Annotated in this window: 5 protein-coding genes; all 5 read right to left on the bottom strand. The window is 72.5% G+C overall.

What is annotated here, in order from left to right; genetic code table 11:
• Positions 1 to 3: 3 nt before the first annotated feature.
• The 5 genes from ACEZDE_RS15585 to ACEZDE_RS15565 all read right to left on the bottom strand — a co-directional run bounded on the left by ACEZDE_RS15585 (position 4) and on the right by ACEZDE_RS15565 (position 13,423).
• Positions 4 to 3,990 carry a family 78 glycoside hydrolase catalytic domain gene (locus tag ACEZDE_RS15585; protein WP_380536773.1) on the bottom strand — a complete coding sequence of 1,329 codons (3,987 nt, stop codon included), beginning with the start codon at positions 3,988 to 3,990 and terminating at the stop codon, positions 4 to 6.
• Positions 3,987 to 6,572: an alpha-L-rhamnosidase-related protein gene (locus tag ACEZDE_RS15580; RefSeq protein WP_380536770.1), complete on the bottom strand. Its 2,586-nt coding sequence runs from the start codon at positions 6,570 to 6,572 to the stop codon at positions 3,987 to 3,989. Before ACEZDE_RS15580 ends, ACEZDE_RS15585 begins: the two co-directional genes overlap by 4 nt.
• Positions 6,573 to 6,629: 57 nt before the next feature.
• Positions 6,630 to 9,386, bottom strand: coding sequence for an alpha-L-rhamnosidase-related protein (locus tag ACEZDE_RS15575; protein ID WP_380536768.1), 2,757 nt, complete (start codon positions 9,384 to 9,386; stop codon positions 6,630 to 6,632).
• A gap of 22 nt (positions 9,387 to 9,408) precedes the next feature.
• Positions 9,409 to 12,270, bottom strand: coding sequence for an alpha-L-rhamnosidase-related protein (locus tag ACEZDE_RS15570; protein WP_380536767.1), 2,862 nt, complete (start codon positions 12,268 to 12,270; stop codon positions 9,409 to 9,411).
• 133 nt (positions 12,271 to 12,403) lie between these two features.
• Positions 12,404 to 13,423: a LacI family DNA-binding transcriptional regulator gene (locus ACEZDE_RS15565; protein WP_380536764.1), complete on the bottom strand. Its 1,020-nt coding sequence runs from the start codon at positions 13,421 to 13,423 to the stop codon at positions 12,404 to 12,406.
• Between the last annotated feature and the right edge of the window lie 37 nt (positions 13,424 to 13,460).

The raw sequence follows: 13,460 nt of genomic DNA, 5'->3' as shown, positions 1-13,460 counted from the left end.
GCCCTACGGGGTCAGTTCGGCGACCCTGGTGTAGCCGTCCTGGGTGGCCGTCACCACCAGCCGGACCTGACTGGTGGTCACCCCGGCGGCGAACGGGATCCAGCGGGACAGCGCTGTGTTGCCGGAGACGTCCGCCTGGGTCACCCACTGGCTGCCGTCCCAGGTCTGCACGGTGAAGGCGGTGGGGACGCCGTCGGAGATCGAGGCGAACCCCACCCCGTGCAGCGTCACCGCCGTCGGCGTGCTGACGGTGAGGGTGTCCGGGTACTGGCCGAAGGTGTCGTCGTTCCAGAAGGTCGCGAGGTTCCCGTCGATCGCGTTGCCCGCGAGATAGGTACGGGTCGCGCCGTCGACCACGTTGGGTGCGTGCTCACTCGACGCGCTCGCGGTGGTGCCCGCGGGCCAGCGCCCGAAGACCGACACCTGGACCGTCTGCTTCGCCACCGTCCCGTCCGGCGCCTTCACCGTCACCGTGACCGGGTACGCCCCGCCCGCGGTGCCGCTCGGCACGGTCACCCGCAGCGTCGCGTGGACGTCCGTGGTGGCCGGGGTGAGCGGGACGGACGCCGGGTTCGACGTCGCCGACCAGCCGGCCGGCAGGGTGGCGCCGACCACGGCCGAGCCGCCGCCGGTGGACCGGCCCTCGACCACGGCGGCGAGGTCGCCGCTGCCGCCCGCGGTGATCGGGCCCGGCTGGGCCACCGTCACCGACACCCGGCTGAAGGACGTCTTCGGCGGGGTGACCGTGAAGGTGTAGTCGCCGGAGCCCGCGGTCAGCGTCAGCGTGTCGTCGGTCGCCGGGCCGGTGGTGAGACCGGGGTCGGACTGCTGCCGGTGCCCGGCCGCGTAGACGGTCCGGCCGCCCTCGCGGACGGTGGACTGCGCGCCGCCGAGCAGCGGCAGCCGGATCGTCGCGGTCGCGCCGACCGGGACCACCGCGTGGTAGGTCAGCGTGGACCCGTCGCGCTGCCAGGAGCTGACGACCGTGCCGCGCGCCGTCTGCTGCTTCCCCGAGGCCGAGGTCAGGTCGCCGACCACGCTGGGCGCCAGGGTCAGCGTCCGGTAGCCGGAGCCGGAGCTCCCCGGCTGGATGCCGGCCAGTTGCTGGTAGAACCACTGGCCGATCGAGCCGCCGAGGCCGATGTGGTCCTTGGAGGAGGTCCCGTCCGGAGCCGAGGAGTTGGGCCACTTCTCCCAGATGGTGCCGGGGCCCTGGCTGACCATGTAGCCGAAGCTCGGGTAGTCGGTGCGCTCGGCGACGGCCAGCGCGACGTCGTCGCGCCCGGTCAGGCCGAGCGCCTGGAACACCAGCGTGGTGCCGACGAAGCCGGTGGTGAGGTGGTCGTCGTGGGCGGTGATGTCCTGCACCAGCCGGTCCGCGGTGGTCTGCTGGTGACCGGCCGGGACCAGCCCGAACACCAGCGGCATCGCGTAGGACAGCTGCGTCCCGGTGCCGAACACGCCGGTGTCGGCGTTGAAGTAGCGCTTGGTGAACCCGGCGGCGATCTGCGCCGCCAGCGCGCTGTAGTGCTGCGCGTCGGCCTTGTTGCCGATCACCGCGGCCATCTTCGCGAGCAGGGTGGTGTCCAGGTAGGAGTAGCCGGTCTGGAAGTAGTCGTGCGGGGTGCTGACCGAGGCGACCCAGTCATCGCCCCAGGAGGTCGGCGAGTTCACCACGATGTGGTCGGCGTCGCTGATCGTGCCCAGGTAGTCCACCCACGCCTTGACGTGCGCGTAGTTGGCGGTGATCGGCGCGGTGCTGCCGTACTGGGTGTAGCTGTCCCAGATGATCTGCGGATACGCGGTGCCCCAGGCCGGGTCGGTGGCCCAGGAGCTCTGGCCGCCGTTGGCCGGCGCCACCGAGGGGATGCTGCCGTCCGGGTTGATGCTGGTCGCCACGTCGCCGAGCCACTTGGTGTAGAACGACTGCATGTCGTAGTTGCTCATCGCCTCGATGTCGGAGTCCGCGGCGTCGCCGAGCCAGCCGTGCTTCTCCCGGGTCGGGCAGTCCAGCGGGATCGACTGCAGGTCGTTCAGCTGGGTCTGCGCGACGGCGGCCTGGATCGAGTTCAGCAGCGGGTTGGAGCTGCTGAACTGCCCGGTGGTGGCCACGTCGGTGTGCTCGACCTGGGCGGTGACGGTCACCTCGGCGTCGTCCGGCAGGCCGGTCAGCTCGGCGTAGCGGAAGCCGGAGTAGTTGAAGTGCGGCGCGTAGCTCTCGGTCCCTGAGCCGCTGAAGGTGTAGTGGTCGGTCTGCCGGGGCGGGTCGCTCGCCGAGAAGCTGATGTTGGCGGTGGAGACCTCCCCGGACGGGTCGAGGATCTCGCCCTTCTTGATGTCCACCGTGGTCCCGGACGGCTGGGCCGCGGTGACGGTCACCCAGCCGGTGACGTCCTTGCCGAAGTCGTAGACCCGCTTGCCCGCGGCCGGGCGGGTCTCCTTGACCGGGGTGAGCGTCTGCACCACCTCGGTCGGCGGGGTGCTGTCGACCTGCAGCCGGGTCACCCCGGAGTAGCCGATCGCCGGATGCGCACCGTAGACGCCGAGTTCGGCCAGCCGGAAGGTGCAGCTGCTGCCGATGCAGCGCAGCACGGTCGCGGTGACCCGGACGTAGCGGCCGGTGGCGTCGGTGTCCAGGACCACCGGTGCGGTGCCCGGCGACGGCTGGTCGGCGCCGGTGCGGTCGGCGACCGTGGTCGCGGTGGCGAAGGTCGGGTCGTCGCTGACCTGGACCAGGTAGCGGACCGGGAACCCGGCCGCCGGGAAGTCGCCGGCCGGGTCGTTGGTCGGCCGGGCCGGGAACAGCCGGATCTGACGGATCGCCTGGTCGCTGCCGAGGTCGGTCTGCACCCACTTGGCCGTGTCGGCGCTGGACTCGATCGCCGAGTGGTAGCCCTGCGAGGCGTCGGTGGAGCCGTCGATCCCGTCGGTCAGCGCGGACGGCGACCAGCCGCAGCAGACCGTGGCGTCCAGCGAGGTGACCGGCTTGCCCTGGGCCAGGCTCACCGGGTGCGACGCGGGGGCCACCGCGTGCGCCGCGGCCCAGCCGCTGTCGTCGAAGCCGGCCGTGTCCCAGCCGGTGACGGCCTTGCGGGCGTCGTAGGTCTCGCCGTAGTAGAAGTCGTCGCCGGTCACCGGACCGGCGGCGGTCCTCCAGGTCGGGTCGGTGCCGAACACCGCCCTGCTGCCGTCGGTGTAGGTGACGTCCAGCTGCGCCACGAACGTCGGGCGTCCGCTGGACTGGCCCTTGCCGGCCATGAACGCCAGCGCGTTGGCGCCCTGGTGCAGCTTGGCGGTGACGTCGAGGTCGCGGTAGAGGACCCGCGACCGGTAGTCCGTCACCGAGGAGTCCAGCACCTCGTTCGGGTCGACCCGCGCCCCGTTCAGGTGCGGTTCGACGATGCCCTGCGCCGCGAAGTAGAGCCGCGCCCGCGCCACCGGCTTGGTGATCCGGACGTCGCCGCGGACCAGGGCGCCGTCATCGACCTGCAGCCACCAGGCGGACCAGTCGGACGGGTCGAGCAGCCCGGTGTCGAACGAGGCGGGCGCCGACCACGCGGACGCCTGCCCCTCCCGGTTCCAGGTCCGCACCGACCAGACGTAGCTGTGGTCGCTGCTGAGGGCGGGCCCGGCGTAGCCGACCTGGGTCGAGTTCGACGAGCTGACCTTGCCGGAGTCCCAGCCGCCGCTGCGTCCCGAGCCGAGGCGGACCTCGTAGGCGGTCTGGGTCTCGGCCCGCCCGGAGTCGTTGACGGTCCAGGAGAGGGTGGGCCGGGACTCCCCGGCCGGCAGGCCGGGCCCCTGGCCGTCGATCCGCAGCCCGGTCGGCGCCAGCGCGGTGCCCGCCCCGTGCGGGGCCCGGTGCTGCGCGTCCGGGACCGCCGAGGCGGCGGACGCGGCGGACGGCACCGCCGCCACCGCCGCCAGCACGGTGGCGAGCACCACCAGCCGGGACCGCAGCCGGCCGCGGAAACCGCCGCGGGCGCTCATGAGGTCACCGTCACGGTGTGGCTGCCGGCCGCGACGGCGGACAGGGTGACACAGCCGTCCTTGAGCACGGCCCCGGAGCCGGAGACGGCGGCGGAGCCGTTCCACACCGTCCTGCCGTCCACCCGGACCACGGCCTTGCCGCTGACCGGGACGGCGACCGAGCCCGAGGTGCCCTTGGGCGCGGTCACGGTCAGGCTGAACTTCTGCGATCCCTTGCCGACGGTCCAACTGACCGTCAGCGGGCCGTGCGGCGTCGGGAGTTGGCCACGCGCCCAGCTGACCGTGCCCGGGTGCGGCTGCACGCTCCAGCTGCTGAAGCCCGGTCCGGTCGGGGTGGCCCCGAGCAGGTCGTTGGTCAGCGCCGGGACGACGCCGGTGGACCAGCCGTGCGCGGCGGAGGTGTAGCCGCCCTCGTACATGGACCCGCCCGCGCCGATGCCCTCCCAGTCGGTGATGCCGGGGCCGTGGCCGGCCATCCAGCCGTACAGCCGCTTGATCTCGTCGATCGCGGAGCCGGCCTGGCCGCTGAGGAAGCGGGCCTGGATGTCGGGGTAGCTGGTGAAGGCGTAGACCCGCTGGGTCCCGTCGGAGACCAGGGTGTCGTTGTCCATGAAGGAGTTGCCGTACGGCAGCGCGGTGTTCTTGGCCAGGTAGTCCAGCGACGAGGTGGCCTGCGCCGGGGAGGCCACCCCGGCGACCACGGCCAGGCCGTTGCCGTCCTGGGCGTGCCGGACCGGTCCGGTCGCCGAGTCGAGGTAGGCGCCGGTGGCGCTGTCCCACAGGTGGGCGTTGATCGCGGTGCTGACGGTCTGCGCCCGCGCATCCCAGCGGTCGGCGTCGGCGCCGTGGCCGAGCGAACGGGCCATCGCCGCGGCGTCCTTGAGCGCCTGGACGTACAGCGCGTTGTAGTAGGTGACCTCGCCGGTCCGGCCCAGGAAGGCGTAGTCGCCGTAGCCGCCGGTGCCGTTGAGGCCCTTGGCGAGCAGGCCGTTGGCGTCGGTGACGCTCGGGTACCAGTCGTCCAGCACCTTGACCAGGTTGGGGTAGTACCCCTGCGCGTAGGCGGTGTCGCCGGTGTAGAGCACGTAGTCCCAGCTGCTGGTGACCCACCACATCGGGTAGTCGAACAGCGGGAGGGTGTAGTTGTTGATCGAGGCCGGCGGGATCCAGCCGTCCGCCCGCTGATGGTTCGCCAGGTCGGCCAGCACGTTGCGGGCGGCGACCGCGGTGTCGTGGGTGAGGTAGGTGGTCCGGCCGGAGACCGCGATGTCGCCGACGTACGGGTCGCGGTCCCGCTTGGCGCCGTCCTGCAGCACCAGCTTGCCGTCCAGGCCCGGGGTGTCCGCGCCGCGCGGGTCGACGTCGTCGGACCGGAAGGTGTCGGTGACCAGCTCGTTGGTGTAGGAGGCGTCGTACCAGTACTGGTTCAGCTGCTTGTCGGAGGACTCGAACCAGCCGGTGTAACTGCTCGGGGTGCCCAGGAACGGGGTGAAGTCCAGCGAGACGCCGTTGATCTTCACGGTGCCGAAGGCCTGGTCGATCGGGGCGTCCGCGGCCAGCGCGTCCAGGCTGATCTTCAGGTAGCGGAAGCCGTGCAGGCCGTCGGCGCAGACCTTGCTGCCGCTGACGCAGCCCTTGGTGTCGGTCCAGATCCCGCCCTGCTGCGGCACCGCGTACTGGTCGGTTCCGGGGCCGCCGCTGACGTCGGAGCGGGTGAAGTCGGAGCGGTCGGTCAGGTACTGCAGCGTCTCCGAGAAGGCGAGCCGGACGCCGGGGCTGTTCCCGGAGGCCCCGGCGAAGCTGATCCTGGGGTAGCCGGACACCACCTTGCCGAAGTCCAGGGTGATGCTCGGGGCCACCGGGTCGGCGGCGACCAGGCCGGGCCAGACCTCGTTGATCCTGGTGTACTCGCCCTTGGGGCTGGCCTCGTCCTTGGTCACGTTGATCCGCACCTGGGTGGTGCTGACCGGCGCGGCGAAGGCGACCGCGCGCTGTACGTCGGAGTTGCCGGTGACGGTGGCCTGGGTGGTCCAGGCCGCGCCGTCCCAGGTCTGCACGGTGAAGTCCTGCGGCATGCCGTCGCTGTTGGAGAGCACGGTGATGCCGGGCAGCTTCACCGCGGTCGGGCTGGTGATCTGCAGCCAGGCCGGGTAGGTGGCGGCGTTGGCGTCGTTCCAGAAGGTGTCGGTGTTCCCGTCCACGGCGTTGCCGGGGAGGTAGGTCCGCGGCTTGTTGTCGTTGCCGTTGTTGCCGTCGTGGTACGAGGAGGCGGTCGCGGTGGTGCCGCTCGGCCAGACCGGCTTGGGCGCGGGGGCCGCCCGGTTGAGCACCGCGGTGCCCCGGCCGAGGGCGCCGGTCGGGTGGCTGACGTCACCCGTGGTGGCCACCACGGTGACCGGCTGCACCGAACGGCTGGACGGCGCCTGCACGTACTGCTGCCAGCTGGGCGCGGACGCGCCGGTGTGCGCGGAGGCGGGACCGGCGACGGCGAAGGTCGCGGTCAGCGCCCCGGCCACGGCTATCGCCTGGACGGTGCGCGCCACCCGCGGGGACGGGCGCGCCGAGGACATGAACGAGGGCATGAGGGCTCCAGGATGGGGTGGTGCCGGTGAATTGACGAATGGTCAGAATCGGGGGAACTACGGGGTGAGTTCGGCGACCCGGGTGAAGTTGCCGTTCTGGGTCTGCGACCCGGTGACGACCAGGCGGACCTGCGTGGTGGTGACCGGCGTGCTGAACGGGATCCAGCGGTCGACCGCGCTGTTGCCACTCACCTCCGCCTGGGTGGTCCAGCCGGTGCCGTCCCAGGTCTGCACGCTGAAGTCGGTGGGCACGCCGTCCACGATGGAGGCGAAGCCGACCCCATGCAGGGTGACCGGCGCCGGGGTGGTGACCGTCAGCGTGTCCGGGAACTGCCCCGGGGTGTCGTCGTTCCAGAAGGTGCCGAGGTCGCCGTCGATGGCGTTGGCCGCGTCGTAGGTACGGGTCTGGCCGTTGAAGACGTTGGGCGCGTGCGCGCTGGAGGCCGCGGCGGTGGTTCCCGTCGGCCAACTGCCGAACACCAGCACGGGGGTGCTGACCCGGGCGGTGACCCGGCCGACCGCCGCGGTGACGGTGATCGACTGCGGCCCGCTGCCGGCCCCGGCCGGCGCGTGCACGGTCAGCGGGACCACGGTGTCGGTCGGCCCGTAGCGGGTGTCCAGGGTGAAGCTCGCCGGGTCGGCGGTCCAGCCTGCGGGCAGGGCCGCGTTGAGCTTTCCCCTCAGCACGGTGTCGCCCTGGGCGCTGACCGTGACCGGAACCGTGAGCGTGTGCCCGGCCTGCACCGGTGCGGTCGTGGTCGACGTCACCGCCGCGCTCAGCGTGGTGGCGACCCGGCCGACCGCCTGGCTCCGGATCACGGCGTGGGCCGGGACGCCGGTCAACTCCACGTAGCCGTCAGCGCTGTGGGCGCCGTAGCCGTGGCCGTGGCGGCCGTCCCAGACCGTCCGCCCGTTGACGGTGACCCGGGTGGTGGCGCCGAAGGTGGGCACGTCGACCTCGGTGACCGCCGCGGTCGGGGCGTCGACCTGCTCGCTGAAGCTGCGGCTGTCGACGTCGTGCCGCCAGGAGAGCTTGATGTCGCCGAGCGGCGTCTTCAGCGAGCCCTCGGCGTTCTTGAGGTCTCCGGGCTGCGGTCGCAGCGCGTAGCCGCCGCCGACCGACTCGGGGTGGATGCCGAGCACGTCGAAGGTCAGCGCGGAGGTCGGCCCGGTGGCCCAGCCGTGCGAGGCGCTCATGTAGGCGCCGCCGTAGCCGAACTGACCGTTCGCCAGATAGCCCTCCCAGAAGGTGCTGCCGGTGCCGAGCGGTGAGTTGAGCATGTAGCCCCACTCGCGCCGGATCAGGTCCAGCGCCTGGGTGGCGTCCCCGGCCTGGAGGTGGGCCTGGATCTCCATCGAGCCGGGGAAGGTGGCGATCTCCGAGTTCTTCTCCGGGGTGGTCGCGCCGTACTGGTTCCAGTTGGTGGTCAGCGCGGCACTCACCCGCTTGGCCCGGTCGGCCGGGGCCAGACCGAACCAGACCGCGGCCGAGTTGCCGTCCTGCGGGTGCAGGTCGCTGGTCGGGTTGTCCCGGTACTGGCCCGCCGCGTCGTCCCAGAGCAGGGAGTTGACGGCGGCGCGGAGGGCGGCGGCCTTCGCGGTCCAGGCCGCGGCCGAGGCCTGGTCGCCCTCGGCGGCTGCCAGCTCCGCACCGGTCACCAGGGCCTGGTAGAGCAGCGCGTTGGCCTCGATGTTCTCGCCGCCCTGGTCGCCGCGGGCCCAGTCGGCGGTGCCGGTGACGTTCATCAAGCCGTCAGGGCCGACCTTGGCCAGCGAGAAGGCCAGCGCGCGCTGGTAGTTGGACCACTCGCCGTCCAACCAGCCCTTGTCGTGCGAGTACTGGTAGTAGTTGGCGGTGCCGATCAGGGTCCACAGGTGGTAGGTGTCGGAGCCGTAGAAGTTCACCTCCGGTCCGGCGAAAGGCAGTTCACCGGACGCCGCCTGGTGCTGGTAGAGCGTGGTCAGCGCATTGCGGGTGGGGGTGAGATCCCCCAGCGAGGCGTACTCGGTGGGCACCGAGACGCCCAGGTCGCCCGGCCACACCGTGCGGTCCCGCTTGGCGCCGTCGACCAGCACGGTGTCCCCGGTGCCGACCGTCCCGCTGTTGTCCCAGCCGCCGGCCGGCGGGCCCCAGACCCGGCCGGTGGTCGGCGCGATGGTGTTGGTCTGCACGGTGTAGGCGCCCGCGTACCAGATCCGGTTCAGCAGCGGGTCGCTGGAGTAGAAGTAGTTGTCGTAGTCGCGCAGGTTCGCCGTGGTCGGCGCGAAGGTGATGTCCAGCGAGACGTGGTCCAGCGAGATCGGACCCCCGGTCCTGGAGAACAGCGTCAGGTAGCGGAACCCGCCGCGCAGCGAGGCCTGCGGCACGGTCCAGCCCGTGCCCGGGGCGACGTCCGCGTAGATCGCGCCGTCGCTGCCGCCGCCCCCGTTGCTGGAGTCGCTGTCGGGGCCGATGTACTGGGACGACTCGCTGAAGGCCAGGCCGAGTTGCTGGCCCGCGGTGTTTCCGGCGCCGAAGTGCAGGCTGGTCAGCCCGCCGACCTCCTTGCCGAAGTCCAGCGTGATCGACGAGCCGGCGCCGGTCAGCGTGACCTCCTTGCCGGTCAGCACCCCGCTCGCGCCGTCGACCGTGCCGGTGGTCCTGGTGACCTTGACCGGGGTGACCGTGCGGCTCGCGGGCGAGAGGTTGTAGGCGTCCCAGGGCCGGGGTGCGGGTGCGCCGTGGGCGGCGGCGTGCGCGGCGGGCAGTCCCGCCACCGCCGTGCCCAGCAGGGCCAGGGCGATGCCGATGCGTCGCTTGTGGGGCGTCGTCATGAGGGTCTCTCCGTGAGGGTTGTCAGGACGTGAGGTAGCAGGACTTGGCGACGCCGTAGAGCGGGTCGCTGCCGAAGGCGGTGCTGGTGCAGGACGCGCCGCCGGTGAAGGTGCGGTAGAGGAAGTCGCCGTCGGCGCCGTAGGCGACGGTCCGTTGGCCGCTGAACGAGCAGCTGCCGTTCTCGGCCGAGCAGGTGGCGCCGAAGCCGGCCGGGGGCCCCGACGGCGCGTAGCAGGTCTTGGCCACGTCGTAGACCGGGTCGACCCCCATGGTGGCGTTGCCGCAGGTGGTCGTGCCGTTGGAGCGGCCGAGCCAGAACGCCCCGTCGGCGCCGTAGGCGATCGGCTGCGCGCCGGTGACGGCGCAGCTGCCGCTCTCGGCGGCGCAGGCGGTCCAGCCGCCGGGCGGCGCCCCGGCCGGGGCGGCCCAGCAGGTCTTGGCCACGTTGGGCAGCGGGTCGGTGCCGAAAGCGGCGCTGGTGCACGGGGTGCTCCCGGTGACCACCTGGAACCGGTAGGCGCCGTTGAGGCCGTAGGCGACCTCACGGGTCCCGCTGACCGTGCAGCTGCCGTTCTCGGCGGCGCAGGCGGTGTAGCCCGCGGGCCCGCCGGCCGGGGCCAGGTAGCAGGACTTCAGCACCCCGAACGCCGGGTCGGTCCCGCCGAAGGACGAAGTCCCGCAGGCGGTCGTCCCGCTGACGGTCCGGTAGCGGTAGCTTCCGGCGCCGTAGGCCATGACCTGGGTGCTGCTGGGGGTGCAGCTGCCGCCCTCGGCCGCGCAGAGGGTGTAGCCGGCCGGGAGGGCGCTGCCGGTCACCGAGGTGGCGAAGGGCGTCTGCGGGCCGAGGCCGGTCGCGGTGACGGTGTGGCTGCCGGGGGCCGCCCCGGTCAGCCGGAGGTAGCCGCCGGCCGAGGAGCCCCCGGTGAGCCCGGCCCCGGCGTGGAACGCGCCGCCGCTCCACACCGTGGCGCCGTCCACGGTGACGCTGACGGCGGACGAGCCGTAGGTCGGCACGCCGATCGTGCCGCTGGTCCCGGCCGGGGCGGTGAGCGTCCCGCTGAGGGTGCCCGCGGCGGCGGCGTAGTTCCAGGAGCCGGAGACCTTGCCCTGCGGCATGGTGATGCTGCCCTCGGCGTGGGTCAGGTCGCCGGGGTGCGGGGCGAAGTCGTAGCCGCTGGTGCCGGTGGGCAGCAGGCCGAGGACGTAGGAGGTCAGCGCGGAGGTCGGTCCGGTGGCCCAGCCGTGGGCCAGGCTCATGTAGGTGCCGCCGTAGTCGAACGAGCCGTCCGAGCGGAAGCCCTCCCAGAAGGTGCTGCCGGTGCCCAGCGGCGAGTCGAGCATGTAGCCCCACTCGCGCCGGATCAGGGTGAGCGCGTCGATGTCGTCCCCGGCCACGAAGTGCGCCTGGACCTCCATCGAGCCGGGGAAGGTGCCGATCGCGCCGCCGTCCTTCTCCGGGCTGGCCGCGCCGTACTGGTTCCAGCGGGCGGCCAGGCCCTGGACGATGCTGCTGTTCTCGGCGGTGCTGTCGGTCAGCCCGTACCAGACCGCCAGCGAGTTGCCGTCCTGCGGGTAGAGGGTGCTGGTCGGGTTGTCCCGGTAGAGGCCGACGGCGCTGTTCCAGAGCCGCTGGTTGGCCGCCGCCTTGAGGGTGGCCGCGCGCTGCTGCCAGTCGGCGGCGTCGGTGCCGTCGCCCTCGGCCGCGGCCAGCGTCGCGCCGCCGGTGAGCGCCGCGTAGAGCAGCGCGTTGGCCTCGATGTTCTCGCCGCCCTGGTCGCCGCGGGCCCAGTCGGCGGTGCCGGTGACGTTCAGCAGGCCGTTGCCGTCGATCTTGCCGGTGATGAAGGCCATGCCGAGCTTGTACCTGCTCCAGACCGAGTCCAGCCAGGCCTTGTCGGCGGAGTAGGTGTAGTAGCTGGACGTCCCGATCAGGGTCCAGGTGTGGTAGGTGTCGGAGCCGTAGAAGTTGACGGCGGGTCCGCCGTACTCCAGCTCCCCGGTGGAGGCGTTCTGGTGCTGGTAGAGCGCGGTCAGGGCGTTGCGGCTGGAGGCGGTGTCGTCGGTGGAGACGTACTCGGTGGGCAGCGAGATGCCCAGGTCGCCCGGCCACACCGCGCGGTCCCGCTTGGCCCCGTCCACCAGGACGCCCGCGCCCGCGCCGACCACGGCGTCGTTCTCCCAGCCCGAGGCAGGCGGCGGGTAGGCGCGGCCGGTGTCCGGGGCGATGGTGTCCATCTGCACGGTGTATGCGCCCGCGTACCAGATCCGGTTCAGCAGCGGGTCGCTGGAGGAGAAGGAGTTGGCGTAGGCGCTGGGGTCGCTCATCCCGGCGGCCCCGGTGAAGGCGAGCGAGACGCCGGTCAGGTCGACCCAGCCGGACGAGGAGAGGAAGACGGTCAGGTAGCGGAAGCCGCCGCGGAGCTTGTCGGTCGGCATGGTGTAGCTGGTCGCGCCGTTCACGGTGGTGGAGAGCGCGCCGTCGGTCCCGCTGCCGGAGTAGACGGTGCCGCTGCTGAGGTCGCTGGTGGGGCCGACGTAGAGCGAGGACTCGCTGAACGCCAGGCCGACCTGGCGGCCGCTGCCGCTGGCGCCGCCGAAGGTCAGCGTCACCAGCCCGCCGACCTCCTTGCCGAAGTCGAGCACCAGGGAGGAGTTGGCGCCGGAGATCCGGGTGGCGGCCCCGGAGAGCACGTTCTGCGGGGCGGTGACCGTCCCCGAGGTCCCCTGCACCGCGACCGGCGCCAGCGTCCGGGTGGACGGCGCGAAGCCCGCGGCGGACGCGGCGGGAGCCGCAGTAGGGGCCGCGGTGGCGGCGGGAACGGCGGCCAGGCAGCCCGCCACGCACGCCGCGACGGCGGCTAGAACGATCCAGATTCGGCGCATGACCCCGGCCTTTCCTAGGCGTGAGAGTGCATGAAACGTTTCAATACTGCAACACGTAGGAAATGTATGAGAGCGCCCTTTGCGCGTCAATGACTTGGGCAGGACTCAGCGCGCAGGACTCAGAACGCAGGACTCAGCGCGGAGCGAGCGAGGAACTGCGCACGACCAGCTCCGGCTGCAGCACCACGCGCTGGTGCCGGTGCTTCTCGGCGTCGTCGTCGGTCTCCTCCAGCAGCAGCTCGGCGGCCAGCGTGCCCATGGTGAGGGCGGGCTGACGGACCGAGGTGAGCGGGACGGCCGCCGCGGCGGCGAACTCGATGTCGTCGTAGCCGACGATGGCGAGCTCCCCGGGGACGCTCACCCCGGCCGCGTAGAGCGCCTGCAGTACCCCGAGCGCCAGCAGGTCGTTGGCGCAGAAGACCGCGGTGGGCCGCCGGGTCAGCCCGAGCAGTCTGGCCCCCGCGTCCCGTCCCGCGGCCACGTCCAGGCCCTCGGTGGGCAGGTCCTGCAGGGCCTCCGGCGGCAGCCCCGCCTCGGCCAGCGCGGCCAGCGCGCCGAGTCGGCGGTCCTTGATCTGCTGCAGGTGGCCGGGGCCGCTGACGTAGCCGATCGAACGGTGCCCGGCCGCGACCAGGTGCCGCACCGCCAGGGTGCCGCCGACCACGTCGTCCACCGAGACCGAGCACTCGGCCGACCCGGCCGCGACCCGGTCCACCAGGACGAAGGGGATCCGGTGGCGGCGGAAGGAGTCCAGGTTGCGCCCGCTGGCGTCGGCCGGGGTGAGCAGCACGCCGCGGACCCGCTGCTCGGCGAACAGCGAGAGGTACTCGGCCTCCTCGGCGGCGCTCTGGCCGCTGTTGCAGACCATCACGCCGAGGCCGGCCGCGCGGGCGGCCCGCTCGGCGCCGCGGGCCACGTCCACGAAGAAGGGGTTGCCCATGTCCAGCACCAGCAGCGCCATGATCCGGCTCTGCCCGGCGCGGAGCTGCCGGGCGGACTCGCTCCGGACGTAGCCGAGGCGCTCGATCACGGCCTGGACCCGGAACCTGGTCTCCTCGGAGACCATGTCAGGACGGTTGATCACGTTGGACACCGTGCCCACCGAGACCCCGGCCTGCCGGGCCACGTCCTTGATACCCACCATCTGTGCCACGCGCCCGTCCTGCCGCCTCGCGCCGACACCGGGGTTC

Origin of the sequence: Streptacidiphilus cavernicola, assembly GCF_042510955.1 — a bacterium.
Lineage (GTDB): Bacteria > Actinomycetota > Actinomycetes > Streptomycetales > Streptomycetaceae > Streptacidiphilus > Streptacidiphilus cavernicola.
This window is presented reverse-complemented; position numbering and strand designations above follow the sequence as displayed.